The 24,524-nt window shown below is 68.1% G+C and carries 22 protein-coding genes; 9 read left to right on the top strand and 13 right to left on the bottom strand.

What is annotated here, in order from left to right:
- Positions 1 to 280: 280 nt before the first annotated feature.
- Complete coding sequence (locus BLA15945_RS19275) at positions 281 to 1,237, bottom strand: LysR family transcriptional regulator (RefSeq protein ID WP_059233288.1); 957 nt, start codon at positions 1,235 to 1,237, stop codon at positions 281 to 283.
- Positions 1,238 to 1,422: 185 nt separating this feature from the next.
- Positions 1,423 to 2,394, bottom strand: coding sequence for a GlxA family transcriptional regulator (locus BLA15945_RS19280; protein WP_174993156.1), 972 nt, complete (start codon positions 2,392 to 2,394; stop codon positions 1,423 to 1,425).
- Between the two features lie 117 nt (positions 2,395 to 2,511).
- Here BLA15945_RS19280 and BLA15945_RS19285 point away from each other — a divergent pair, with 117 nt between their 5' ends.
- Both BLA15945_RS19285 and BLA15945_RS19290 read left to right on the top strand, forming a co-directional pair.
- On the top strand, positions 2,512 to 3,195 hold the full coding sequence (locus BLA15945_RS19285; protein ID WP_174993157.1) for a DJ-1/PfpI family protein: 684 nt from the start codon (positions 2,512 to 2,514) through the stop codon (positions 3,193 to 3,195).
- Positions 3,196 to 3,219: 24 nt separating this feature from the next.
- Complete coding sequence (locus tag BLA15945_RS19290) at positions 3,220 to 3,531, top strand: cupin domain-containing protein (RefSeq protein WP_174993158.1); 312 nt, start codon at positions 3,220 to 3,222, stop codon at positions 3,529 to 3,531.
- Positions 3,532 to 3,589: 58 nt separating this feature from the next.
- On the opposite strand, the gene BLA15945_RS19295 is transcribed toward BLA15945_RS19290, so the two are convergent.
- The 4 genes from BLA15945_RS19295 to BLA15945_RS19310 all read right to left on the bottom strand — a co-directional run bounded on the left by BLA15945_RS19295 (position 3,590) and on the right by BLA15945_RS19310 (position 8,147).
- On the bottom strand, positions 3,590 to 3,874 hold the full coding sequence (locus BLA15945_RS19295; RefSeq protein ID WP_174993159.1) for a PAAR domain-containing protein: 285 nt from the start codon (positions 3,872 to 3,874) through the stop codon (positions 3,590 to 3,592).
- A 125-nt stretch (positions 3,875 to 3,999) separates the two neighbouring features.
- Positions 4,000 to 5,202: a porin gene (locus BLA15945_RS19300; protein WP_174993160.1), complete on the bottom strand. Its 1,203-nt coding sequence runs from the start codon at positions 5,200 to 5,202 to the stop codon at positions 4,000 to 4,002.
- 116 nt (positions 5,203 to 5,318) lie between these two features.
- A complete protein-coding gene (locus tag BLA15945_RS19305) occupies positions 5,319 to 6,791 on the bottom strand; it encodes an amidase (protein ID WP_174993161.1) in 1,473 nt (490 codons plus the stop codon).
- 39 nt (positions 6,792 to 6,830) lie between these two features.
- On the bottom strand, positions 6,831 to 8,147 hold the full coding sequence (locus tag BLA15945_RS19310; RefSeq protein WP_174993162.1) for an MFS transporter: 1,317 nt from the start codon (positions 8,145 to 8,147) through the stop codon (positions 6,831 to 6,833).
- 199 nt (positions 8,148 to 8,346) lie between these two features.
- On the opposite strand from BLA15945_RS19310, the gene BLA15945_RS19315 reads away from it, so the two are divergent.
- Positions 8,347 to 9,264 carry a LysR substrate-binding domain-containing protein gene (locus BLA15945_RS19315; protein WP_174993163.1) on the top strand — a complete coding sequence of 306 codons (918 nt, stop codon included), beginning with the start codon at positions 8,347 to 8,349 and terminating at the stop codon, positions 9,262 to 9,264.
- Positions 9,265 to 9,273: 9 nt separating this feature from the next.
- On the opposite strand, the gene BLA15945_RS19320 is transcribed toward BLA15945_RS19315, so the two are convergent.
- Positions 9,274 to 9,666: an MAPEG family protein gene (locus tag BLA15945_RS19320; RefSeq protein WP_174993164.1), complete on the bottom strand. Its 393-nt coding sequence runs from the start codon at positions 9,664 to 9,666 to the stop codon at positions 9,274 to 9,276.
- Between the two features lie 423 nt (positions 9,667 to 10,089).
- On the opposite strand from BLA15945_RS19320, the gene BLA15945_RS19325 reads away from it, so the two are divergent.
- Complete coding sequence (locus BLA15945_RS19325; RefSeq protein WP_174993165.1) at positions 10,090 to 13,197, top strand: transglycosylase domain-containing protein; 3,108 nt, start codon at positions 10,090 to 10,092, stop codon at positions 13,195 to 13,197.
- Between the two features lie 34 nt (positions 13,198 to 13,231).
- Here the strand turns inward: BLA15945_RS19325 and BLA15945_RS19330 are convergent, their stop codons facing one another.
- Positions 13,232 to 13,579 (bottom strand): GFA family protein, encoded by a 348-nt coding sequence (locus BLA15945_RS19330; RefSeq protein ID WP_059233278.1) that lies wholly within the window; start codon positions 13,577 to 13,579, stop codon positions 13,232 to 13,234.
- 154 nt (positions 13,580 to 13,733) lie between these two features.
- Between BLA15945_RS19330 and BLA15945_RS19335 the strand changes: the two genes are divergently transcribed.
- Positions 13,734 to 13,979, top strand: coding sequence for a DUF1272 domain-containing protein (locus BLA15945_RS19335; protein WP_059233277.1), 246 nt, complete (start codon positions 13,734 to 13,736; stop codon positions 13,977 to 13,979).
- 27 nt (positions 13,980 to 14,006) lie between these two features.
- Here BLA15945_RS19335 and BLA15945_RS19340 read toward each other — a convergent pair whose 3' ends face one another.
- Positions 14,007 to 14,711, bottom strand: coding sequence for a FadR/GntR family transcriptional regulator (locus BLA15945_RS19340; RefSeq protein ID WP_174993201.1), 705 nt, complete (start codon positions 14,709 to 14,711; stop codon positions 14,007 to 14,009).
- A gap of 134 nt (positions 14,712 to 14,845) precedes the next feature.
- Between BLA15945_RS19340 and dgoD the strand changes: the two genes are divergently transcribed.
- Complete coding sequence (gene dgoD / locus BLA15945_RS19345) at positions 14,846 to 15,994, top strand: galactonate dehydratase (protein ID WP_059233275.1); 1,149 nt, start codon at positions 14,846 to 14,848, stop codon at positions 15,992 to 15,994.
- Positions 15,995 to 16,141: 147 nt separating this feature from the next.
- Here dgoD and BLA15945_RS19350 read toward each other — a convergent pair whose 3' ends face one another.
- Positions 16,142 to 17,074, bottom strand: a complete 933-nt coding sequence (locus BLA15945_RS19350; protein ID WP_059233274.1) for a copper resistance D family protein — start codon at positions 17,072 to 17,074, stop codon at positions 16,142 to 16,144.
- A 378-nt stretch (positions 17,075 to 17,452) separates the two neighbouring features.
- Between BLA15945_RS19350 and BLA15945_RS19355 the strand changes: the two genes are divergently transcribed.
- From BLA15945_RS19355 to BLA15945_RS19365, 3 genes are all read left to right on the top strand, one after another.
- Positions 17,453 to 18,217: a c-type cytochrome gene (locus tag BLA15945_RS19355; RefSeq protein ID WP_034189042.1), complete on the top strand. Its 765-nt coding sequence runs from the start codon at positions 17,453 to 17,455 to the stop codon at positions 18,215 to 18,217.
- A gap of 19 nt (positions 18,218 to 18,236) precedes the next feature.
- Entirely contained in the window at positions 18,237 to 19,535 is a 1,299-nt protein-coding gene (locus BLA15945_RS19360) for a c-type cytochrome (protein ID WP_059233273.1), read from the top strand.
- Between the two features lie 127 nt (positions 19,536 to 19,662).
- Positions 19,663 to 21,114, top strand: a complete 1,452-nt coding sequence (locus BLA15945_RS19365) for a DEAD/DEAH box helicase (RefSeq protein ID WP_059233272.1) — start codon at positions 19,663 to 19,665, stop codon at positions 21,112 to 21,114.
- On the opposite strand, the gene BLA15945_RS19370 is transcribed toward BLA15945_RS19365, so the two are convergent.
- The 3 genes from BLA15945_RS19370 to BLA15945_RS19380 form a co-directional block, all read right to left on the bottom strand.
- Positions 21,108 to 21,614: a hypothetical protein gene (locus BLA15945_RS19370; protein WP_059233271.1), complete on the bottom strand. Its 507-nt coding sequence runs from the start codon at positions 21,612 to 21,614 to the stop codon at positions 21,108 to 21,110. The two genes, BLA15945_RS19365 and BLA15945_RS19370, sit on opposite strands and share 7 nt — an antisense overlap.
- A gap of 70 nt (positions 21,615 to 21,684) precedes the next feature.
- Entirely contained in the window at positions 21,685 to 22,512 is an 828-nt protein-coding gene (locus BLA15945_RS19375; protein ID WP_059233270.1) for a ferritin-like domain-containing protein, read from the bottom strand.
- A 312-nt stretch (positions 22,513 to 22,824) separates the two neighbouring features.
- Positions 22,825 to 24,465: a gamma-glutamyltransferase family protein gene (locus tag BLA15945_RS19380; RefSeq protein WP_174993166.1), complete on the bottom strand. Its 1,641-nt coding sequence runs from the start codon at positions 24,463 to 24,465 to the stop codon at positions 22,825 to 22,827.
- Between the last annotated feature and the right edge of the window lie 59 nt (positions 24,466 to 24,524).

The raw sequence follows: 24,524 nt of genomic DNA on the forward strand, positions 1-24,524 counted from the left end.
CCGCAACAAATAAATTTGGTCTGCCCGTGAACAGACGCGTCAGCAGGGCTAGGTGCTGCTACCCCGACCTGCTATCCTGAAAACGTGTAGCAGCCGCAGAACGAGGCTGGACAAGGGTTTCAGGGCATTTCCGCGAATCCCTGATTCGCCACCAAATGCGAAAAGCCGCTGTTTCGAAAGAAACAGCGGCTTTTTTCATTGCTCCTCAAAGTCGCCCGTGCTCCGCGAGCGGCATGCGGCATCAGCACCCGTTACTTCCGCCCGGCCTCGTCGCGCAGTCCTACGCCGCCACCGCCGCCTTTTCCTGCACCTTCCCGCGCCAGTTCTCCCCGCCCTCCAGCGACGGCGTCGACTCGAACACCTCGGCAATCCAGTCGGCGAACACGCGCACCTTCTGCGACAGATGGCGGTTGTGCGGATAAACGATCGAGATCGGCTTCGGCTTCGGATTGCAGTCCGGCAGCACCTCGACCAGCGAGCCGTCGAGCAGGTTCGGCAGCACCATGAACAGCGTCGGCTGGATCATCCCGAATCCTTCGAGCCCGCACGTCACATAGGCATCCGAATCGTTGACCGTGACGCCGCCGTTCATCCGTACCTCGAACGGCTTGCCGTCGATCATGAACACCCACGGGATCGCCCGCGCGCCGTGGCTCGACCGAAAATTCACCGCATGGTGTTCGGCGAGATCGGCAATCTCGTGCGGCTCGCCGTGAAGGGCGAGGTAATCGGGCGACGCGCAGGTCACGCGCTTCAGCATCCCGATCCGCCGCGCGACCATCGACGAATCCTCGAGCGGCCCGACGCGGATCATGCAGTCGATGCCCTCCTCGACCGGATCCACATAGCGGTCGGACAGCCCCAGCTCGAGCGTGATGTCCGGATAGCGCTGCCGGAAAATCGACAGCGACGGCAGCACGATGCGGCGCCCGAGCGAGCTCGGCATGTGGACGCGCAGTACGCCGCTCGGCTTGCGGTTGCCGGTCTGGAAACTCGCGTCGGCTTCGGCGATTTCCGAGATGATCTTCATGCAATGCTCGTAGTACGCGGCGCCCTCCGGCGTCAGCGACAGCCGGCGCGTCGTCCGGTGCATCAGGCGCACGCCGAGCAGCGCTTCGAGATTCTGGATGATGGTCGTCACCGACGCGCGCGGCATCGCGAGCGTATCGGCAGCCCGCGTGAAGCTGTTCGCGTCGACCACACGAGTAAAAACTTCCATTGCCTGGATTCGGTCCATGCTGCATCCCCCATCGGATCGCCAACGGAACAGAATAAAGCGCGCGGCAGGCCCGGCACAAGCCCCCGCCTATTGTTCTCCGATCCTGAATAGTTTCGGCATTTCGGACTGGAAACCGACCGGTTTCCGTTCAGTCCCGGACAGGCCGGATAGCAACCGCGCCGGCCCCGGTCACGCGCCGTGCGTCACCGCACGAACCGCTCGCGATAACCCTGCGGCGACACGCCCAGCACGCGCACGAAACTGCGCCGCAGCGTCTCCTCCGAACCGAAGCCGCAACGCGCGGCGATCCGCTTGACGGGCCATGCCGTTTCGCCGAGCAGGCGCTGCGCAGCCTCGACACGGATCTGCTCGACCGCTCGCGCGGGCGTACGGCCGGTTCCCGCCCGATAGTGGCGCACGAAGCTGCGCTCGCTCATGCTTACGCGCCCGGCCAGCGCGGGCACCGACAGGTCGGCCGTCAGGTGCTCGGCCATCCATGCGTGCAGTTCGCCGAACCGGTCGTCGGTGCGTTGCATCGACAGCATCGCGCTGAACTGAGCCTGTCCGCCGGGGCGCTTCAGGAACACGACGAGTTCGCGTGCGACGTCGAGCGCGGTCGCGCGCCCGAGATCCTCCTCGACCAGCGCGAGCGCGAGATCGATGCCGGCCGTCACGCCGGCCGACGTCCACAGCGCGCCTTCGCGGATGAAGATCGGGTCGGATTCGACGCGCACGTTCGGGTAACGCGCCGCGAATTCGTCGCAGCGCGCCCAGTGCGTGACCGCGCGCCGCCCGTCGAGCAGGCCGGCCTCGGCGAGCAGGAACGCGCCGGTGCAAACCGACGCCACGCGCCGCGCGCGCCCGGCCTGCTGCCGCACCCAGCGCACCACCCGCGCATCCTTCGACGCCGCATGCACGCCCTTGCCGCCGGCAACGATCAGCGTATCGGGATGGCGCGCGGCCGAGCGCAGCGACTCGGCCATCACGACGAGGCCCGACGACGTTTCGACGGGCCCCGCTTCGACAGCGACGACGCGCGGCGCATACGGCGCCGGCTGCCCGCGCTCCAGCGCGAGTTCGTTGACGGAGGCGAACACCTGCAGCGGCCCCGTCACGTCGAGCAGTTGTGCACGCGGGAACGCGAGGACCAGGATCGAGCGCGGGGCGGCAGGCATGGCGATTGGCTGAAAACGTGGGTGATATGGCAATTTCGCCAAACACTACGCGCCTAGAATCGATCTGTCCATCCCGTGCCGGCGACGGCGCATGTCACTTCCACACGGAGTTTTCGCATGACCCTGCACATCGGCCTGCTCGTGTTTCCGGGCGTCCAGCAACTCGACCTCACCGGCCCGCACGACGTGCTCGCGTCGCTGCCCGACGCGGCCGTCCATCTGGTCTGGAAATCGCGCGACGCGGTCGCGTCGAGCAGCGGCCTCGCGCTCGCGCCGACCTGCACGTTCGACGACTGCCCGCCGCTCGACGTGATCTGCATTCCGGGCGGGATCGGAATCAACGAGTTGCTGCTCGATGCCGACACGATCGCGTTCGTGCAGGAACGCGCGGCCACCGCGCGCTACGTGACGTCGGTCTGCACGGGCGCGCTGCTGCTCGGCGTGGCCGGCCTGCTGCGCGGTCGGCGCGCGACGACGCACTGGGCGTTCCACGCGCTGCTCGAACCGTTGGGCGCGGTGCCCGTGCGCGCGCGCGTCGTGCGCGACGGCAACCTGATCACCGGCGGCGGCGTGACGGCCGGCATCGACTTCGCGCTGACGATCGCCGCGGAACTGGCCGGCGACGAAGAAGCGCAGGCGATTCAGCTGCAGCTCGAATATGCGCCCGCACCGCCGTTCGACGCCGGTTCGCCCGACACCGCGCCGGCCTCGGTCGTGAAGCGCGTCACCGAACGCTCGGCGGCCGGCTTCGCGAAGCGCAAGGCGATCGTCGAGCAGGCACTGCGCGCGATGTCGCGCTGAATGCGGACCCCGGGGAACCCATCGATGAACATCATCCGGAGTGCGAAATTCACGGCGGAGCGCGCGTGGGGCGCGCTCGACATCGCGAACCTGAACGGCATCACGGTCCGGCTGCACTGGACCGACACACCCTATCGATGGCACGTGAACGATGGCGAGGAGGTATTCGCGGTGCTCGACGGCCGTGTCGAGATGCGCTACCGCGAAGCCGGCGTCGAGCACGCGACGGTGCTCGAGACAGGTGACGTGTTCCACGCGACGGCCGGTACCGAGCATGTCGCGCATCCGCTCGGCGTGGCACGCATCCTCGTGATCGAAACCGAAGGCAGCGTCTGACGGCTGGCGGCGGCACATCGAGAACGCGTGGATGGGCACCGCATCCGCGCGCCGGGTTTCAGCCCGAAATCGTCCCCGTTCCCTGCGACGGAATCAGTTTCGGCAGCGGCGTGCAGGCGCACTGACACAGGTCGTGTTCGAGCGCGACGACCTTGCCCATCACGGTCATCGTCCGCTCGCCGCCGTCCGACACGATCACGCCCGTCGTCTTGCATGCGGCGCAGAACACCGGTGCGCCGAGATAGGCGAGTTCGCGTCCGTCGAACGACGCATTGGCGATCCCTTCGAGCACCACGCCGCCATGGTCGGTCGTGTCGCCCTTCAGAATGAATTTGCGGCTCATGATGTCGGTTCTTCCCTCGGAAACGCGCCGCAACGCGACAGCGCGGCCGCGCACGGGCAATCGGAATCCGCCCGTCGGTCGCGGGCGTCCCGCGAGCTTATCACCGCCAGCGGCACGCGCGCCCGTCAGAATTTGTGCCGCATGCCGATCCGCGCCTCGAACTGGCGGTCGTTCGCGGACGCGCCGGGGCCGTTGATCGCGGCGACCGCCGCCCGCCCCGTCGAATCGGTGCCCGACGCGCGCTGATAGACGGCGGTCAGGTACACGTCGGTGCGCTTCGACAGGAAGTAGTCGAGTCCCGCCGCGACCTGGTGATAGGTCGCGCCGTCGCGGCCGTTCACGCCACCGCCGCGCGTGTAGTCGTACGCGACACCGCCGAACAGGTAGGGCGTGAACTGGTAGCGCACGCTCGCCTCGACATTGTTGAACACCGCATTGCCGGACACGCCGCCCGGGTTCGGCCCGGACGACAGGTCGCCGAGCTGGCGGAACGACGTGTTCGTGTACATCGCGCCGAACGTCACCGCGCCGATCGCGTACGTGCCGCCCGCCGCCGCGACCTGCAGCGTGCGCGCCGACGCATAGCCGGAATACACGGGCGACAGCATGTTGTTGCCCGGCACGCCGCCCGTGACCGGCGCGGGGCTGCCGGTCGTGCCGAAGAACGACACGTTCGGGTTGCGCGCATTCAGGTAGCCGGCCGCGACCGCGAGCGGCCCGCGCGTGTAGCCGGCCGTCATCGACCACACCTGGTTGCGCGTCGCCGCGCCCGCGATGCCGCCCACGCCGTACATGGCCGCGAAGCGGAATCCGCCGTAGTCGTTGCTCGTGAACTTGATCGCGTTGTTGGTCGAGTTCGCGTTGTTCACGTTGTCGAGGTCGCCGGGGTGCGCAACCATGTAGCCGCCGAACAGCGCGGCGGCCTCGAGCGGCCCGAGGAAGTCGACGTTGGTGTCGTACTGCCGCCCGAGCGTGACGGTGCCGAACGGCCCCGACAGCCCGACGAACGCCTTCTTGCCGAAGATCAGCCCGCCCTGCCCGAGCTTGCCGGTGCTCGGATCGAAGCCGTTCTCGAGCGTGAAGACCGCCGCCAGCCCGCCGCCGAGATCCTCGACGCCGCGCAGCCCCCAGCGGCTCGCCTGCTGCACGCCACCGAGCATCCGCCACGCCGGCTTGCCGCTCACGGTACCGTTCGGGCCGGCGACGGCGAGGTTGCTGGTGTAGGTCAGCCCCTCGTCGATAATGCCGTACAGCGTCACGCTGCTCTGTGCGTGCGCCGCACCCGCGATCAGCGCGACACCCGCGCCTGCCAACAGCCGTTTTTTCATCGGAAGATCTCCATTGCGCGGGTCGAATGGCAAAACGCAGGCGTGCGCGTCCCCCGCAGGCGCGCGGCCTGCTCCGGTGCGAACCGGAACGGTCAGGGGTGCATCGGGGAAGACGGCTAGCGCATCGCGTCGGCGACGACCGCGGGCGGGGTCCAGCGGCGGCCAGCGGCGACTTCGTACGCGTGGCCGAACTGCAGCACGCCCCAGTCGTCGCGGTAGCGACCGACGATCTGCATGCCGATCGGCAAACCGGCCGCGCCGAAGCCGCACGGCACCGACAGGATCGGCGCCTCGGTGGACGACAGGTACCAGCACACCCGCATCCAGTCGATGTACGACGTACTCGCGGCGCCCTGCACGTGCGCGGGCGCGCGCAGGTCGACGTCGAACGGCATCACCTGCGTGGTCGGCAGCACGTAGAACGCGTGGCGCTGCATGAACGTACGCATCCGCTCGAACAGCCGCGTCTTGCGCACGAACATGCGGCCGAGATCGGCGGCCGTCAGCGAGCGATGCAGCCGGTATTCGTCGTGAATCTCGGGTTTCAGCGCCGCGCGCTGCACATCGTCGAATCCGTCGACCAGCGTGCCGATCATCCATGCGCGCTCGATGCGGAACACGTCCTCCGCATCCGACAGATCGGGATCGTCGAACTCGACTTCACAGCCGAGCGCCGCGAACACGCGCGCCTGCGCGTTGACCGCCTGCTCGATCTCGGGATCGACCGGCACGCCAGGCAAGCCGCGTGACATCGCGATGCGCGTGCCGCGGAAGTCGCGTTCGAGCGGCTGAGCGAAGCGCGCGCCCGGTTCCGCGAGCTCGGTCGCGGTCTCGCCGCTCGGCCCGGCGATCGCCGAAAGCAACAGCGCGGTATCGGCCACGTCGCGCGCCATCGGCCCGTCGACGCCGAGCGTCGTCCAGCCGTTCAGGTCCGGCGCGCGCGGCACCCGGCCCGGCGACGGCCGCAATCCGACGACGCTGTTCCAGGCCGCCGGATTGCGCAGCGAGCCGCCCATGTCGCTGCCGCAGGCGAGCGCGTTCATCCCGCACGCTAGCGCGGCCGCCGCGCCGCCGCTGCTGCCGCCCGCGGAACGCGTCAGGTCCCACGGGTTGCGCGTCGCGCCGAACACGTCGTTGAACGTATGCGACCCGGCGCCGAATTCGGGCGTGTTCGACTTGCCGATCGTCAACGCGCCGGCGCTTGCGCAACGGCGCACGACGAGCGCGTCATGCTGCGGCACGTGATCGGCGAACAACGGCGAACCGTAGGTCGTGCGCACGCCGCGCGTCGCGGTGAGATCCTTCTGCGACACCGGCAGCCCGTGCAGCGGCCCCTGCCATTCGCCGCGCATCCAGCGGGCGTCGATGTCACGCGCACGGGCACGCAGCACGTCGGGATCGACGACGGTCACGAGCGCGTTCACGCGCGGGTTGACCGTTGCGATCCTTGCGAGATGCGCGTCGAGCAGGTCGCACGCGCTGATCCGGCGCGTCTTCAGCAGGTCGAGCATCGTGCGGGCGGGCAGGTCGCACAGGTCGCCGGCCGTGACGTCGGCGGGCGGGGACGAAAGCGAAACGGTGGCGGTCATACGGTTCGGAGCGAAGAGGAAAGAAGGAAGCGGCGGCGATCACGCATCGTGTTCGCTGCGATCCGACGCGAACGCGAGCGCGACGAGCGACAGCACGCCGCAGACGATCACGTACCACGCGGGCGCCGCGGGATTGCCGGTCGCGCCGATCATCCACGTGACGATGAATTGCGCGAAGCCGCCGAAGATCGACACGCCGCCCGCATACGCAATCGACAGCGCGGTGGCGCGCGTGCTCTTCGGGAACAGCTCGGCGAGGATCACGCCGTTCGCGCCGGCGTTGACCGAATGCAGCGCGGCCAGCAGCATCACGACCGCATACATCGTCGCGATCGACGGCACCGCGCGGATCAGCCAGAAGCCCGGCAGGATCAGCACGGTCAGCGCGATGCGCGACCACAGTGCGACGCGCTTGCTGCCGATGCGGTCCGACAGCCGCCCGCCGACGGGCGCCGCGACGAACATCACCGCGCCGGACAGGATCCCGCACCACAGCGCGGTATCCATCGGCAGGTGCAGCACCTTGATCGCGTACGTCGACATGTAATACAGCACGATGAAGTGCGCGGCCGTGCCGCCGACCACGAGGCCGAGCGCGGTCAGCACCGCGCCGCCGTCGCGCCGCAGCACGGTGCCGAGCACCGCCGACGAGCGCCGCGCGGCGGCGGCCGGCGCGTGCTGCTCGATCGCGCTGAAGCGTGCGCGCAGGTAGAGGCCGATCGGCGCGATCAGCACGCCCAGCAGGAACGGCACGCGCCAGCCCCACGATTCGAGCGAGGCGGTATCGAGGCAATACGACAGCAGGAAGCCGACGAACGAGCCGGCCAGCGCCGCGGCGCCCTGGCTCGCGAACTGCCAGCTCGTGTAGTAGCCGCGCTCGCCGGCTGGCGCGCGCTCGGCGAGCAGCGACGTCGATACGCCGACCTCGCCACCGGCCGAAAAACCCTGCAGCAGCCGCGCGACGACGACCAGCACGGGCGCCGCGATGCCGATCTGCGCATAGGTCGGCAGCACGCCGATCATCCCGGTGCCGATCGCCATCGTGACGAGCGTGAGGTTCATCGCGGGCACGCGGCCGAAGCGGTCGGCGACGAGCCCGATCGCGACGCCGCCGACCGGCCGCGCGATGAAGCCGACGCCGAAGGTCGCGACCGACATCAGCAACTGCTGCTGCGCGGAGACCGCCGGGAAAAACAGTTTGCCGAGCAGCACCGCGAAGAAGCTGAACACGGTGAGGTCGAAAAATTCGAGGCCGTTGCCGATCGTGATGGCGACGATCAACTGACGATTGGACGGGGATGCGGCAACGTCGCCGACATGCCCGCCGAACATGCTGTCCGCTCGGGGCGCCTTCATGAAGGTGTGTCTCCGTACTGGTTGTGCGTATCGTGTGCGCGGCCCGTTCGACGGCCTGCGCATGCAGTCTAGGCATTCAAAATACGCAGCCCGGAGCGACATTTTTCGATCGTGATAACGCACGGTTATCACGTGCTTTCCACGCGACGGCGCGGTGTAGGATACGAACGTCGCCACTGCCGCCGCGCCCCGCCACGCCGTGAAACACCACCAGCTCCGGGCACTTGCCGCCATCGCCGAACACGGCAGCCTGCGCGCGGCCGCGCGCGCGATCCACCTGTCGCAGCCCGCTTTGACAAAGGCGATCCGCGAACTCGAACTCGATCTCGGCGTGCCGCTCGTCACGCGCAACGCGCGCGGCGCGCAGCTCACGCGTTTCGGGCAGGCCGTCTACGCGCGCGCGCGGCTGATCCTCGCGGAGATGCAGCACGCGCGCGACGATGTGATCCAGTTGTCGGGCGGCAAGGAAGGTGCGCTCGCATGCGCGCTGACGCCGCTGATGTCGCTCGGCTTCCTGCCCGCCGCGCTCGACGCATTCCGCCAGCGGATGCCGACGATCCGCCTCGACGTGCGCGAAGGGTTTCTCGACACCGCGCTGCCGCGGCTGCGCGACGGCTCGCTCGACTTCGTGATTGCGATCGTCGACGCGACACGGCTGTCGCCGGAATTCACGTTCCGGCCGCTGCTCGAATCCGAACTGATCCTGATGACGCGCGCAAGCAATCCGCTGCGTCACTGCACGTCGCTCGCGCAGCTGCAGGATGCGCAGTGGATCCTCAATACGTCACCGGAAAGCATCGGCCGGCTGCTGCAGGACGTGTTCGTCGCGCACGGCTATCCGGCGCCGCAGCCGATCGTCGAATGCACGTCGTTCAGCGCGGCGTTTTCGCTGTCGGTGCATACCGACACCGTGTCGTGCGTGCCGAAGCGCTTCATGGAAGTCGACTGGATTCGCGAGCGGATGGTCGCGATCGACGTGGAAGAAACGATTCCGGCCGTGTCGGTCGGCGTGCTCACGCGCCGTGACGCGCTGAACACGATTGCCTGCGACTACCTGATCCACTGCTTCGTCGAGGCCGTGCGCCGGCACGATCGCGCGAAGCTGCTGTGGCGGTAGCGCCGTCGCTCAGAAGAACAGCGCGATGCACAGCGCGGCGCCGCACAGATACGTGCCGAGCGCGCCGATGAAACGCACGGGATTCGGGTCGGCCATCGTCGGCCACGCGAGCAATCCGATCACCAGCAGGCAGCGGCACACGGTTGCCGCGACGATCAGCGCGAGGATTCCGCGCGACGGATCGTGCGCGCCGGAATAGAGAAACAGCACCGCGAGAAACGGCGCGTATTCGGCCGTGTTGCCGTGCGCACGCACGACCTTGTGCAGCCCGTTCTCCGGATCAGGCGCACACCCGCTTCCGGTGGTGTGCCGAAAGCGCGTGACGGACACGACGAGCCCGAGCCCGAACAGCAGCAGCCCGAGGATGGCCGTGCACACGAGCGCGACGGGATGGATCGTCATGAGACTCCGGGCGTCAGCGGAAATGCGCCGCACATCCGGCGATCCTACTCGCCGCCGGCGCGCGCGGCTATCGCGGAAACCCGTAGCGCCGCCATGCGGCGACGACCATTTCCTGAACGGGTTCCGGCCCGATTTGCAGCGATGCCGCAGCGCACGAAACCGGTGCGTCGTCCGCCAGCCCGGCTGCGCGAGCCTGCCCGCCGGCATCCCTGCCGCGCGGACGCGTCCGCGCCAGACGCGCAAACGTTACGCCGCGACGGCGTGCACCACCGCACCGCAGCGCAGGCTGCCGTGCGTCGCAGGCACGCGCGTTGCATCCACGCATCTCGGTAGTCAACCGCCCTTGGCAGCCCGCTGCGGAGGACTACACTAATCCTTAATGGGGTGCGGCCGGACAACCCGCGCCCTCAGGGAGACGCCGCCATGAATCGGCCGCTGAATCGTATCCTGCCGCGTGTGACCGGCCTTGCATCGGTCTGGACGTGGGTCAAGTGGTCTTTGCTCGCCGCACTGCTGATCGCGGTGGCGATCGTTGCGCGGCTCGTGCAGACCGAGATCGAAACGTCCCGGATGCAGGCGCACTACCTGTCCGAGCTCACCCGCGACGTCGGCTACACGGTCGAAACGGGCCCGAGCGATCACATCCGCTTCCCCGCGAACGGCCCGTACGACCAGCGCTTCGGTTACGCGCTGATTCCGGCGTTCCAGCAGCGGCTGCTCGCACGCGGCTTCGTCGTCAGCAAGCAGGCGCGCGATTCGCAGCGGATGCTGTCGCTCGGCGATCGCGGGTTGTTCCTCCCTTACGAAGAGAAAGACCAGACGGGCCTGATGCTGTTCGATTCGACCGGCTCGCCGCTGTTCGCGACCGTGTTCCCGCAGCGCGTCTATGCCGACTTCGACACGGTGCCGCACGTGATCACCGACTCGCTGCTGTTCATCGAGGATCGCTACCTGCTCGACGCGAACGAGCCGAACCGCAACCCGGCGATCGACTGGGGGCGCTTCAGCCGCGCGCTCGCCGACCAGGCGCTGCACGTCGTCAACCGCCATCAGGCGCGCCCGGGCGGCAGCACGCTCGCGACGCAGATCGAGAAGTTCCGCCATTCGCCCGAGGGCCGCACCGCGACGCCGCCGGAGAAGCTGCGGCAGATCGCGTCCGCGTCGGTGCGCGCGTACCTGAACGGCCCGCAGACGATGCTCGCGCGCCGCACGATCGTCGTGCGCTACCTGAACTCGGTGCCGCTCGCCGCGCGGCCGCACATCGGCGAAATCACCGGCATCGGCGACGGTCTCGCCGCGTGGTACGGCCGCGACCTCAACGACGTGAACCGGATCCTGTCGGCGCCGACCACCGGCGACAACGTCGACGAACAGGGCAAGACGTTCCGCGAGGTGCTGTCGCTGATCATCGCGCAACGCGCGCCGTCGTACTTCCTCAATCGCGGCTACCCGGCGCTGCAGAAGCTGACCGACAGCTACCTGCGGCTGCTGTCGACCGGCGGCGTGATCTCGCCGGCGCTGCGCGATGCCGCGCTCGCCGCGCAGATCGAACGCAGCGCGCCGCCGGCCGCCGCGCACGTGCAGTCGTTCGTGTCGCGCAAGGCGGTGACGTCCGCGCGCGCGTCGCTGCTGTCGGCGCTCGGCATCAGCGACCTGTACCAGCTCGACCAGCTCGACCTGCAGGCGACGAGCACGCTCGACAACGGCGTGCAGCAGGCCGTCGCCGCACGGCTCGCGCTGGCGTCGACGCGCGACGGCGCGCAGGCCGCCGGGCTGTACGGATTCGAAATGCTCGCGCCGAAGGACGATCCGTCGCACCTCACGTACAGCTTCACGCTGTACGAGCGCCGCAACGGCGCGAACATGCTGCGCGTGCAGACCGACAGCGTGAACGAGCCGTTCGACGTGAACCGCGGCGGCCGCATCAACCTCGGCTCGACCGCGAAGCTGCGCACGCTGATCACGTACCTGCAGATCGTGTCGGACCTGCATGCGCGTTACGCGAACCTGTCGAACGCGGAGCTTGCGCGCGTGAAGCCCGATCCGATCGACGGGCTGTCGCACTGGGCGCTCGACTACCTGTCGCATACGCGCGACCGCTCGCTCCAGGCGATGCTCGACGCGGCCGTCGAACGCAAGTACTCGGCGAGCCCCGACGTGTTCTACACGGGCGGCGGCGCGCAGGTGTTCTCGAACTTCGAGAAGTCGGACAACGGCCGCATCCTGACGCTGCACGCGGCGTTCGAGCACTCGGTCAACCTGGTGTTCGTACGGCTGATGCGCGACATCGTCCACTACGAGACGCTGCAGGCGGCCGGCCCGTCGTCGTCGTGGCTCAACGATCCCGTGCAGCGCCAGCACTACCTGCAGCAGTTCGTCGACGGCGAAAGCCAGGTCTACGTGAAGCGCTACTACACGCGCTATGCGGGCAAGGCGCCCGACGAAGCGCTCGCGCTGATGCTGAAGGACGTGCGTAAGTCGCCGCCGAAGATCGCGACGGTGCTGCGCAGCGTCGCGCCGAACGAATCGCTCGCGTGGTTCGATGCGCAGATGCGCGCGCAGCTGAAGGGCACGCCTGCCGCGTCGCTGTCCGACGACGATCTCGCCGCGCTCTACGCGAAGTACGCGATCGACCGCTTCAACCTCAACGACCGCGGTTATATCGCGAGCGTGCATCCGCTCGCGCTGTGGACGCTCAACTACCTGCGCGCGCACCCGGCCGCGCCGCTCGCCGACGTCCAGCGCGACAGCCGCGACGCGCGCTTCTACACGTATTCGTGGCTGTACAAGACGCGATACCACGCGACGCAGGACCGGCGCATCCGCCGCATGGTCGAGCTGCGCGCGTATGCGGAGATCACGAAGTCGTGGCGCGCGCTCGGCTACCCGTTCGCGGAAGTCACGCCGTCCTATGCGGCCGCGATCGGCGCATCGGGCGACCAGCCCGATGCGCTCGCGAAACTGATCGGCCTGATCGCAAACGGCGGCCAGAAGGCGCCGACCGAGACGATCACGCGGCTCGATTTCGCGCAGGGCACGCCGTACGAAACGCGCTTCGTGCGCGCGGCTGCCCAGCCGCAGCCGATGCTGTCGCCGGAAATCGTCAACGTCGCGCACACGCTGCTGCGCGACGTCGTGCTCAACGGCACCGCGCGCCGCCTCGCGGGCGGGCTCACGCTGCCGGACGGCAAGACGCTCGATGTATACGGCAAAACGGGCACGGGCGACCAGCGCTTCAACGTCTATGCGCGTGGCGCGCGCCTGATCGAGTCGCGCAAGGTCAACCGCAGCGGCACCTTCGTGTTCGTGATCGGCGACCGGTTCTTCGGCGTGCTGACGGCGACCGCGCACGAGCCGTACGCAGCCCGCTACGACTTCACGAGCGCGATGGCCGTGCAGTTGCTGAAGTCGATGGCGCCGGCACTCGCGCCGCTGATCGAACGTCCGGCCAACGCCGGCACGCGCACCGCCGGCCCCGCGCCGCAAGCGGAAACGCCTGCGCCGGGCACGGCGGCCGTGCAACCGTCCTGATCGCGGCGCGTGTGCGCACGCGCCGGCGCGCCGCTCAGTGCGAGCGGCCGTCGTAGTGCGTGACGGGCAGCGCGTCGAGGTCGACGCCCTCGAGGCAGCGCACGTTGATCGCGGCCATCGCGGTGCCGTTCGGATGGACACCCTCGCCGAACGTGTGAATCCCGCAGCGCTTGCAGAAGCGATGCTGGATCACGTGCTTGTTGAACATGTAGGTCGCGAGATTTTCGTCGGGCGTGAGCACCGTCATGTGATCGCGCGGCACGAACCACATCAGCGCGCCCTTGCGCTGGCAGATCGAGCAGTTGCAGGCCATCACGCCCTGCAGGTCGCCTTCCGCCTCGAACTTCACGTCTCCGCAGTGACAGCTGCCGCGATAAAGCATGGTCGTCTCCCGGTGCGGCCCGTGCGCATCGACGGCACCCGGGGCGGAACACCGTTGGCCAGGCCGATCCAAACGCGTACAGTAGCGCTCGCATGCGTCGCACGCAATCTCCGGCGGCGCGCGTCCCGACCCTATCCAACCAAGGAAAACCGTCATGCTCGAACTGCGCCCCGGCTGCGAATGCTGCGACAAGGACCTGCCGCCCGATTCGACGGAAGCACGCATCTGCACGTTCGAATGCACGTTCTGCGCGACCTGCGCCGACGACGTGCTGAAGGGCCGTTGCCCGAACTGCGGCGGCGACCTGGTCGCACGCCCGCGGCGCTCGGCGAGCCTGCTCGCGAAGTACCCGGCGTCGACGGAACGCATCGTCAAGCCGGGCGGCTGCGCGAACGCCTGACGGCGCCTCGCCGCCCGCCCCTTTCCGTCACGACATCTCGATTCGCGCGCGCGTCACCGCGAGCAGCGTCGCCATCGCGCGGCGCGCGCCGTCCTCGTCGCGCACGCGGATCGCGTCGCTGACGGCCACGTGCTCGGCGAGCGACGCGTTGTAGACGTCGGCCCGGCGCGCGTTCAGGTGCAGCTGCGCCTCGAGCGTGCGGTCGATCAGCGCGCCGAGCGGCACCAGCAGCTCGTTGCCGCCGGCCTCGAGCACGCTCAGGTGAAAGCGCAGGTCGGCGCGCACCCATTCGTCGACGTTGCGCGCGGCGGCCATCGTGCGCGCCGCGTCGTCGATCGCGACGAATGCTTCGGGCGTATGCGTACGCGCGGCCAGCGCGGCCGCGTACGGCTCGATCATCTCGCGCATCTCCTGCAGCTTCAGCGCGAATGCGAGCGGCGGCGCGACGCGTGCGTACCAGTCGAGCAGATCGGCATCGAGCAGGTTCCACGCGCGGCGCGGCCGCACGCGCGTGCCGACCTTCGGCCGCGATTCGACCAGCCCCTTCGACGTCAGCGTGCGCAGCGCCTCGCGCATCACCGTGCGGCTCACGCCGTACATCTCCATCAGGTCGGGCTCCCTCGGCAGCAGCGATTCGGGCGGATAGTCGCCGCGCAGGATCGCCGTCGCGAGCCGGAAGGCCGTCTGTCCATGCAGGTCGCGTTGAATGATCGTTCTCCGGTGAGCCGGCAGGCCGGCTGCCCACTATCTGCACAATAATGCTATTAATACTATTTTTTATCGGGCTACGCTAGGATAACCGTGAAAGCACGCGACCGTGCGCCGCGCCCGAGCGGCCGCGCCGGTCAACCATGGAGACTCGCGTCATGAAAATCACCCGCCTCGAAACCTTCGTCGTCCCGCCGCGCTGGCTGTTCCTCAAGATCGAAACCGACGAAGGCATCGTCGGCTGGGGCGAACCGATCGTCGAAGGCCGCGCGCATACGGTCGAGGCCGCCGTGCAGGAGCTGGCCGATTACCTCGTCGGCCGCGACCCGCTGCTGATCGAGGACCACTGGCAGGTGATGTACCGCGCGGGCTTCTACCGCGGCGGCCCGATCATGATGAGCGCGATCGCCGGCGTCGACCAGGCGCTGTGGGACATCAAGGGCAAGCATCACGGCGTGCCGGTGCACGCGCTGCTGGGCGGCCAGGTGCGCGATCGCATCAAGGTGTATTCGTGGATCGGCGGCGACCGGCCGAGCGACGTCGCGAACAATGCGCGCGCGGTCGTCGAGCGCGGCTTCAAGGCCGTGAAGATGAACGGCTCCGAGGAGCTGCAGATCGTCGATACCTACGACAAGGTCGAACAGGTGATCGCGAACGTCTCGGCCGTGCGCGACGCGGTCGGCCCGCACGTCGGGATCGGCGTCGACTTCCACGGCCGCGTGCACAAGCCGATGGCGAAGGTGCTCGCGAAGGAGCTCGACCCGTACAAGCTGATGTTCATCGAGGAACCGGTGCTGTCGGAGAACGCCGAGGCGCTGCGCGACATCGTCAACCAGACCAACACGCCGATCGCGCTCGGCGAGCGGCTGTACTCGCGCTGGGACTTCAAGCACATCCTCGCGGGCGGCTACGTGGACATCATCCAGCCCGACGCGTCGCACGCGGGCGGCATCACCGAGTGCCGCAAGATCGCGACGCTCGCGGAAAGCTACGACGTCGCGCTCGCGCTGCATTGCCCGCTCGGCCCGATCGCGCTCGCCGCGTGCCTGCAGCTCGACGCGGTCAGCTACAACGCGTTCATCCAGGAACAGAGCCTCGGCATCCACTACAACCAGGGCAACGACCTGCTCGACTACCTGCGCAACCCCGAAGTGTTCCGCTACGAGGATGGCTTCGTCGCGATCCCGCAAGGCCCGGGGCTCGGCATCGACGTCAACGAGGAAAAGGTGCGCGAGATGGCGAAGACGGGCCACCGCTGGCGCAACCCGGTGTGGCGCCATGCGGACGGCAGCGTCGCCGAGTGGTGATGAAGGAATCGGATGAACCGGCATGCGCGACGATCACGCCGCGCACCGGCTTCGACACGGCCGCCCGACAGGCGGCCGTTTTTGCTTCTGCGATCCGCGGGGCGTCGACAACGAGCATCGCTACGCTGCCCCGCACGGAACCCGCGGTCAGCCGAGCGCCGCGAACCCCGGCACGCTGAACGACAGCACGGCCGCCGCGATGAACACGCCGATCATCGTCATCCCTTCGAGATGCAGGATGTTGCGGAACGTGTGTGCATCCTCGGTCGACGCGGTGCGGCGCAGGCGCGGCAGCGCCGAGAAGCGGTTCAGGCCGCCGAGCACGAGCGCGAGCGCGACGAGCAGCAGCTTCAGCAGCAACACGCGACCCCACGTACTGCCGTCGAGCGGCGCAAGCGAACCGCCAAGCCCGCGGATCGCGTTGAGCACGCCCGTGCCGAGCACGAACACGACCGCGATGATCGACGTGCGCGACAGGTGCTGGCCGATGCGGATCAGCGCGCCGCGCGCGACCGACGAACCCAGCGTCGGCAGCACCGCGAGCCCGCCCGCGAGCACGAGGCCGCCCCACACGGCCGTCGCGAGCAGGTGCAGCGTGTGCACGCCGACCGCCGCGGACAGCGCGCCCGTATCGGCCGCGTGGCCGAGCGACGCCTTGCCCGCCGCGACCACGATCACCGCGAGCCACAGCACCGCGTGTGCGACCCGGCCGTCCGGCTTCGCGAGCGCGACGATCGCGAGCAGCACGGCACCGGCGAACGCGACGCTCCACGCGAAGCCCGTGTGCGTCTGCATCAGCATGGTCGGAATCGCGGCGAACGCACCGCCGAGCCCCGAGCCGCTCATCGTCGCGGCCTCGTAGACGAGCCAGCCGAGATCGGCGAGCACCAGCGCCAGCGCCGCCGCGACCAGCGAATGTTGCGCGCGCAGCCACGCCGGATGCGACGGCGCGATGACCGGCCGTGCGCCGTCCTTGCCGAGCCACGCCTTGAGCAGCGCCGAGCCGACCGCCATCGCGAACGCGGCGTCCATCAGCGCCGCGAGCGCGACCTGACCGATCCACAAGCTGTCGAACTTCATCGCGCGCCCCCTCCCGACAGCGACGGGCCGGCAAGGCGGCGGCAACGGGACGGACAGCGTGAGGCAAGCAACGGCACGGTAGAAAACGTCATCGATGAATCCGGAAACGGGAGAAATGACTGGACCAGCGGCGGAGGCGGCGCCGCGCGACCCGCGAGTGTACGGTCTTCGATGGTGAAAACGCACGCCGGTTCACACAGCGGCGCAGCAATGCGCGTCAAATTGTCGCAAGTCGCAAACAGACAGGAACCGATGTCCTTTTGCCAAATAGCCGTCATTACCCATCGATGATAGAATGCCGCGTCGCAGCAGCCCGGCTGTCCTGCCGTCCATGCGCCGAGCCGATCGTAGCCCGGACAAGGTCCCCGACGAATAAACATGGAGTCTCGTGTGTCTTCAAGACGCCTCTTCCGTCCGCTGCTCGCCGTTCTGATGATCGGCGGCGCGGGCCTTATGAGCGCTGCCCAAGCGCAGACCAAGCCCACGGAGCAAGCGCACGCCCAGCAGGCGCCGCTCAAGGCACCCGATACCATGGCCGAGCGCGTGCGCGGCTGTACCGCATGCCACGGCGTTCACGGCCAGGGCACGGACAACGATTATTTCCCGCGTCTTGCCGGCAAGCCGGCCGAGTACCTGTACAACCAGCTCGTCAACTTCCGTGACGGCCGGCGCAAGTACCCGCCGATGAACTACCTGCTGACGTACCTGAACGACGACTACCTGCGCGAAATCGCCGAGCACTTCTCGGCCGAACGTCCGCCGTACCCGACGCCGGCGAAGCCGACGCTGCCGGCCGCGACGCTCGCACGCGGCAAGCAGCTCGTCACGCAGGGCGATCCGTCCCGCAAGCTGCCGGCCTGCGTGGCCTGCCACGGCGCAGGGCTGACCGGCATGCAGCCGGCGATCCCGGGCCTCGTCGGCCTGCACGCCGATTACCTGAGCGCGCAGCTCGGCGCCTGGCGCTCGGGCAACCGCCACGCGAAGGCACCGGATTGCATGCACGACATCGCGTCGAAGCTGTCCGACGAAGACGTGACGGCCGTGACCGCATGGCTCGCCGCACAACCGGCGCCCGCCAACCCCGTGCCGGCCCCGGCGCGTTCGATGAAGACTCCGCTCGCCTGCGGCAGCGAACCGCAATAAGGCAAGGGAGACAGACACAATGAAACGCAAGTCCCTGTTTGCACTCTCGGCCGTCGCGATCGTCGCGGCCGCCGCCCTCGTGCCGGTCCTGTGGCCGGGCAACGACACGCTGCACGGCGCTGCCGCCGTCGCGGCCACGCCGGCCGACCAGGCCGCGCTGATCAAGAAGGGCGAATACCTCGCGCGCGTCGGCGACTGTATCGCGTGCCACACCGTGCGCGGCGGCAAGTCGTTCGCGGGCGGCCTGCCGATGGCGACGCCGTTCGGCACGATGTACACGCCGAACATCACCCCGGACGACCAGAACGGTATCGGCAAGTGGACGTCGGACGACTTCTACCGCGCGATGCACACCGGTCGTTCGAAGGACGGCAGCCTGCTGTATCCTGGCTTCCCGTTCGCGAGCTACACGAAGGTCACGCGCTCGGATTCGGACGCGATCTACGCGTACCTGCGCTCGGTCGCACCGGTATCGGTGCCGAGCCGTCCGCACGAACTGAAGTTCCCGTTCAACAACCGCAACCTGCTGATCGGCTGGCGCACGCTGTTCTTCAAGGAAGGCGAGTACAAGCCGGATCCGACGAAATCGGTCGAATGGAACCGCGGCGCCTACCTCGTCGAAGGCCTCGGCCACTGCTCGATGTGCCACACGTCGATCAACATGATGGGCGGCCCGGTGAGCTCGTCGGCGTTCGCCGGCGGCCTGATCCCGCTGCAGAACTGGTATGCGCCGTCGCTGACGAACGACAAGGAACTCGGCCTCGGCGACTGGCACGTGCAGGAGCTGTCCGACCTGCTGCAGGCCGGCGTGTCGAACAAGGGCGCGGTGTTCGGCCCGATGGCGGACGTGGTCCACAACAGCCTGCAGTACATGACCGACGAAGATACGCGCGCAATGTCGACGTACCTGAAGTCGATCCCGCAGAAGGCTGAAGCGCCGAAGAACATGCAATACGAGCCGTCGAAGCAATTCGGCAACGCGCTGTTCGACCAGGGCAAGAAGATCTACGCGGACAACTGCGCGACCTGCCACGCCGAAACCGGCGCGGGCAAGCCGCCTGCTTATCCGCCGCTCGCGGGCAACCACTCGATCATGATGGAATCGGCGGTCAACCCGATCCGCATGGTGCTGAATGGCGGCTATCCGCCGAGCACGTTCAAGAACCCGCGTCCGTACGGCATGCCGCCGTTCGCGCAGTCGCTGTCGAACCAGGAAGTCGCAGCAGTAGTAACGTACATCCGGATGTCGTGGGGCAACAACGGTACGCCGATCTCGCCACAACAGGTGAGTGACCTGCGTTCCGCGCCGCTTGACTAAATAACGCGTGACGCAAACGGGGCGCGGCTGCGGGAAACCGCAGCCGCGCCCCTTTGCTTTTTGCGATGCCAGTCCCCGCGCGGGCCGCGCGAGGTGTCGCCGATCATAAAACTCAAGAGTGGTATCTATGTCTTTCGAATCTCTCGGCCTGGCCGAACCGCTGGTCAAGGCGGTCAACGAGCTCGGCTACACGTCGCCGACTCCGATCCAGCAGCAGGCGATCCCTGCCGTCCTCGGCGGCGGCGACCTGCTCGCCGGCGCGCAAACCGGCACCGGCAAGACCGCCGGCTTCACGCTGCCGATCCTGCAACGCCTGCACACGTTCTACGCGGACAATCGCGGCGCGAAGCGCGCGGTGCGCGCACTGATCCTCACGCCGACGCGCGAACTCGCCGCGCAGGTCGAGGAAAGCGTCCGGGCATACAGCAAGTACCTGAAGCTGCGCTCGACCGTGATGTTCGGCGGCGTCAGCATCAATCCGCAGATCGATGCGCTCAAGCGCGGCGTCGACATCGTCGTCGCGACGCCGGGCCGCCTGCTCGACCACATGCAGCAGAAGACCATCGACCTGTCGGATCTCGACATCCTCGTGCTCGACGAAGCCGACCGGATGCTCGACATGGGCTTCATCCACGACATCAAGCGCGTGCTCGCGAAGCTGCCGCCGGAGCGCCAGAACCTGCTGTTCTCGGCCACCTTCTCCGATGAAATCAAGGCGCTCGCGGACAGCCTGCTCGATTCGCCCGCGCTGATCGAAGTCGCGCGCCGCAACACGACCGCCGAAAGCGTCGCGCAGAAGATCCACCCGGTCGACCGCGATCGCAAGCGCGAGCTGCTCACGCACCTGATCCGCGAACACAACTGGTTCCAGGTGCTCGTGTTCACGCGTACCAAGCACGGCGCGAACCGGCTCGCCGAACAGCTGACGAAGGACGGCATCAGCGCGATGGCGATCCACGGCAACAAGAGCCAGTCGGCCCGTACGCGCGCGCTGGCCGAGTTCAAGAACAGCACGCTGCAGGTGCTCGTCGCGACCGATATCGCCGCGCGCGGGATCGACATCGACCAGCTGCCGCACGTCGTCAACTTCGACCTGCCGAACGTGCCCGAGGATTACGTGCACCGGATCGGCCGCACGGGCCGCGCAGGCGCGACCGGTGAAGCCGTGTCGCTCGTGTGTGTCGACGAAAAGCAGCTGCTGCGCGACATCGAGCGGCTGATCAAGCGCGAGATTCCGCAGGAAGTGATCGCGGGCTTCGAACCCGATCCGCACGCGAAGCCGGAGCCGATCCAGCAGCGCCGCGGCCAGCAGCAACCGCGCGGCGGTGGCGGTGGCGGCGGCAATCGCCAGCCGCGTGCAGGCGGCTCAGGCCAGCCGGCCGCGAAACGCGAAGGCAACGCGCAACCGAAGACGTCGCAGCAGAAGGCCGCGAAGCCGCGCACGCAAGGCGGTGCCGGCGCCGGCGGGAATAGCGGCGGACGTCCGGCGGGTGGCGGCAACGGCGCACGCCCGGCGAACGGCAATGCCGCGCACCCGAACCGCAACCGCTCGTCGCGCAGCGGCCAGCGCGGTCACTGAAGCCGCGCGGCTGCGCGCCGCAGGTGCTCGACCTGGCGTTGCCAGCGTGCGAGCACCGCCGCGCGCTCCCCTTCCAGCGTGAACGTGACGCCTGTCGCGAGGCGCGCATAGCCGACCCGCTGCGCATCGCCGTGCGCGATCGTCGCAGCGAATCCGGCCAGGCCGCCGAAGTCGCCTTCGAGCGGCATCATCTCCAGTTGCGCCTGAAAGAACGCGCCGTCCGCGACGAGCGTCAACGCGGCCGTGCGCCGTTGCGCGATCGCGCGCGCCGCCCGCGACTGCGGCCATAGCGCGATCAGCAGCGTGCGCGCATCGCGCGCATAGATCTCGCCGACACCGAGCAGCGTCGTGCGCAACTGGCCGTCGTCGGTCGCGACGATCAGCGATGCGGCAATGTCGGCATGACGCTCGAGCGCGGTGCCGTCGAACAGCGAAACGACGGCCGGCGGCCACGCGTCGAACGTCCATTGTTCGAGTGCGTGGCGATGGGTATCGGTCATGATGGCGTGGCTCTGGTGCGGATCGGATGCGAAGGCACCAGCATACGCGCGGCAGGCCGCGCCGAGGCGATCAGCGCAGGAAAACGTGCCGCGTGATCTTCGTGAGCGGATAGTGGACGCCCGGCTGGATCTTCGCGGGCAGGTCGAGCGGCTTGAGCAGCATCTTCACGCACATGTCGGCCGACAGGTTGCGCCGGACGAGCGAATTGATGCGCGCGGCACGCTCGCGGTTGTATTGATTGTCGCCGATGCGATCCGGGTAGCGGATCGCGAACACGTGGCGCAGCGCGATCTCCGAATCCTCGTTCTTGATTTCCATCACGCGGCGCATCAGCGCGCCGAGCACCGCGAGCCGGCCGTTGCCTTCGACCTGGTTGTACTTCTTGAAGAACTTGAAGAAGTGCTTGTAGTGGCGCACTTCGTCGGTGCGGATGTTGTCGGTGATTTCCTTCAGCACCGGCTCGTCCGAGCACTCGTTGATCGCGCGATAGAGCGTGGCCGTGCCGGTCTCGACGACGCAGCGCGCGACCATCTCGAGTGCACGTGTCTTCTCGAACGCCTCGACCGAGCAGGTCTTCGAGTACTCGGCGAAGAAATTCGCGAAGGCGGTATCCCAGTCGAACTCGGGCCATACGTGCGCGATGTACGCCTTCAACGCGCGGCCGTGCTGCAATTCTTCGTGCTCCCATGCATTGTTGAGCCATGCGGAGACTTCCGGATCGTCATTGAAGAATGTGCTCAGATTGCTCGTGTAGAGATCCGAGCCGCTTTCGATGAACGACGACGCGCACAGCAGCAGCAGCAGATCCTCGTTCGCGGCCGCACGCTGACGATCGATCCGGTTCAGGTCGATGTCCTCGATACGCCACGGCATCACATGCGTCGTTTTGGTGTCCATGGTGGTGCGCTCCCAGTCGTCGCGCGGGGGCCGGCCCATGCCTTCGGCACAGGCGCCAGCCTTCCCGCAGGCGGCGTTTTACGTCGTTTATAGTGAATTGGTCCGGCCGAACCATCCAGGCATCTTAGCCGGACTTTGATGTTCGTGCTCCAGAGCACTGACCATACCGGACAAGCGCAGTTCCACAGCGTCTGTTGCCGTTCGTTAGACGAGTCCTTCAAACCGCTTGCGCACGTTCGATGGTATGGCCGCGCCAAACGAAACGGGCGGCCATTCGGCCGCCCGTCGAGCGCGCAAAACGGAAGCGATCCGTCAGAAACCGGCTGCCAGGCCGTCGCGCCGGCTGTCGCTCGCGGCCACGTAGCCGCGCTCGCGATCGTCGCGGTCGAGACGCCAGATGAACTGCCCCGAGCCGAAATCCATGTAAGGATCGTCGATCGACTTGATCGTATGACCGCGTGCGGCCAGCGCGTCGACGGTCGCGCGATTCATCGTGGATTCGACGTCGAGCGTGAAGTCGCGGTTGACCTTCCAGCGCGGCGCATCGCATGCGGCCTGCGGCTGCTGGCCGTAGCCGAGCATCCGCACGACGGTCTGCAGGTGGCCTTGCGGCTGCATGTCGCCGCCCATCACGCCGAAGCTCATCACGGCCTCGGTGCGGCCGTCGACTTCCTCGGTGACGAACGCGGGGATGATCGTGTGGAACGGCCGCTTGCCGCCCGCGACGACGTTCGGCGAAGCCGGGTCCATCGAGAAGCCGTGCCCGCGGTTCTGCAGCGCGATGCCGGTGCCCGGCACGACGAGCCCCGAACCGAAGCCCATGTAGTTCGACTGGATGAAGCTCACCATCATCCCGCGCTCGTCGGCGGCCGACAGGTAGATCGTGCCGCCCGAATGCGGCCGGCCGGCGCCGAAGTGCGTCGCACGCGCGGGGTCGATCAGCTTCGCGCGCCCGGCGAGATACGCATCGTCGAGCATCTGCTCCGGCGTGACGTCCATCGCGCGCGGATCGGCGACGTAACGATAGACGTCCGCGAACGCGAGCTTCATCGCCTCGATCTGCAGATGCTGCGAGTCGACCGAATCGAGCGGCCAATCGGTCACGCCCGCATGTTCGGCAATCCCCAGCGCGATCAGCGCGGCGATGCCCTGCCCGTTCGGCGGGATCTCGTGAATCGTGTGGCGGCCGAAGCGCTTGCCGATCGGCTCGACCCATTCCGGCCGGTACGCACGCAGGTCGGCTTCGGTCATCGCGCCGCCGCCTTCGCGCGAGAACGCCGCGATGCGCTCGGCGAGCGCGCCTTCGTAGAACGAACGGGCACCGTCCTTCGCGAGCGCGCGCAGCGTCCGTGCATGACCGGGCAGGCACATGCGTTCGCCGACGAGCGGCGCACGGCCGCGCGGCATGAAGGTGTCCGCGAAGCCCGGCAGGCCCTGCAGTTCGGGAACGGCCGCCGCCCACTTGTGCGCGACGATCGGCGGCACCGCATAGCCGCGCTCCGCGATCTCGATCGCCGGCTCGAGCAGGTCCGCGAACGGCAGCGAACCGAACTTCGCATGCAGCGCTTCCCAGCCCGCGATCACGCCCGGCACGGTGACGGTGTCCCAGCCGCGCGTCGGCTTGTTCGCGAAGCCGCGCGCATCCTCGCCGTGGCGCTTGCGGAAGTAGTCGACGTTCCACGCGGCCGGCGCGACCCCCGACGCATTCAGCCCGGACAGCCGCTCACCGTCCCACACGAGCGCGAACGCATCGCCGCCGAGCCCGCACGACACGGGCTCGACGACGGTGATCGCAGCCGCGGCGGCCAGCGCCGCGTCGACCGCATTGCCGCCCTTCCACAGCATCCGCAGCCCGGCCTGCGCGGCCAGCGGGTGCGACGTCGACACGACGTTGCGCGCGAATACCGGAATGCGGGTCGTCGGATACGGGTTGTGCCAGTTGAAGCCAGTCATCGATGCCACCTCGTCGAAAGCTGAATGAACGCGCCCGCGCGCGCGGGCAATCCGCCATT

The organism is Burkholderia arboris, assembly GCF_902499125.1.
GTDB lineage: Bacteria > Pseudomonadota > Gammaproteobacteria > Burkholderiales > Burkholderiaceae > Burkholderia > Burkholderia arboris.

Coding starts and splice junctions, on each gene's coding strand:
- BLA15945_RS19275 (WP_059233288.1), bottom strand. CDS start 1,237: ATGGACCGAATCCAGGCAATGGAAGTTTTTACTCGTGTGGTCGACGCG.
- BLA15945_RS19280 (WP_174993156.1), bottom strand. CDS start 2,394: ATGCCTGCCGCCCCGCGCTCGATCCTGGTCCTCGCGTTCCCGCGTGCA.
- BLA15945_RS19285 (WP_174993157.1), top strand. CDS start 2,512: ATGACCCTGCACATCGGCCTGCTCGTGTTTCCGGGCGTCCAGCAACTC.
- BLA15945_RS19290 (WP_174993158.1), top strand. CDS start 3,220: ATGAACATCATCCGGAGTGCGAAATTCACGGCGGAGCGCGCGTGGGGC.
- BLA15945_RS19295 (WP_174993159.1), bottom strand. CDS start 3,874: ATGAGCCGCAAATTCATTCTGAAGGGCGACACGACCGACCATGGCGGC.
- BLA15945_RS19300 (WP_174993160.1), bottom strand. CDS start 5,202: ATGAAAAAACGGCTGTTGGCAGGCGCGGGTGTCGCGCTGATCGCGGGT.
- BLA15945_RS19305 (WP_174993161.1), bottom strand. CDS start 6,791: ATGACCGCCACCGTTTCGCTTTCGTCCCCGCCCGCCGACGTCACGGCC.
- BLA15945_RS19310 (WP_174993162.1), bottom strand. CDS start 8,147: ATGAAGGCGCCCCGAGCGGACAGCATGTTCGGCGGGCATGTCGGCGAC.
- BLA15945_RS19320 (WP_174993164.1), bottom strand. CDS start 9,666: ATGACGATCCATCCCGTCGCGCTCGTGTGCACGGCCATCCTCGGGCTG.
- BLA15945_RS19325 (WP_174993165.1), top strand. CDS start 10,090: ATGAATCGGCCGCTGAATCGTATCCTGCCGCGTGTGACCGGCCTTGCA.
- BLA15945_RS19330 (WP_059233278.1), bottom strand. CDS start 13,579: ATGCTTTATCGCGGCAGCTGTCACTGCGGAGACGTGAAGTTCGAGGCG.
- BLA15945_RS19335 (WP_059233277.1), top strand. CDS start 13,734: ATGCTCGAACTGCGCCCCGGCTGCGAATGCTGCGACAAGGACCTGCCG.
- dgoD (WP_059233275.1), top strand. CDS start 14,846: ATGAAAATCACCCGCCTCGAAACCTTCGTCGTCCCGCCGCGCTGGCTG.
- BLA15945_RS19350 (WP_059233274.1), bottom strand. CDS start 17,074: ATGAAGTTCGACAGCTTGTGGATCGGTCAGGTCGCGCTCGCGGCGCTG.
- BLA15945_RS19355 (WP_034189042.1), top strand. CDS start 17,453: ATGGAGTCTCGTGTGTCTTCAAGACGCCTCTTCCGTCCGCTGCTCGCC.
- BLA15945_RS19360 (WP_059233273.1), top strand. CDS start 18,237: ATGAAACGCAAGTCCCTGTTTGCACTCTCGGCCGTCGCGATCGTCGCG.
- BLA15945_RS19365 (WP_059233272.1), top strand. CDS start 19,663: ATGTCTTTCGAATCTCTCGGCCTGGCCGAACCGCTGGTCAAGGCGGTC.
- BLA15945_RS19370 (WP_059233271.1), bottom strand. CDS start 21,614: ATGACCGATACCCATCGCCACGCACTCGAACAATGGACGTTCGACGCG.
- BLA15945_RS19375 (WP_059233270.1), bottom strand. CDS start 22,512: ATGGACACCAAAACGACGCATGTGATGCCGTGGCGTATCGAGGACATC.
- BLA15945_RS19380 (WP_174993166.1), bottom strand. CDS start 24,465: ATGACTGGCTTCAACTGGCACAACCCGTATCCGACGACCCGCATTCCG.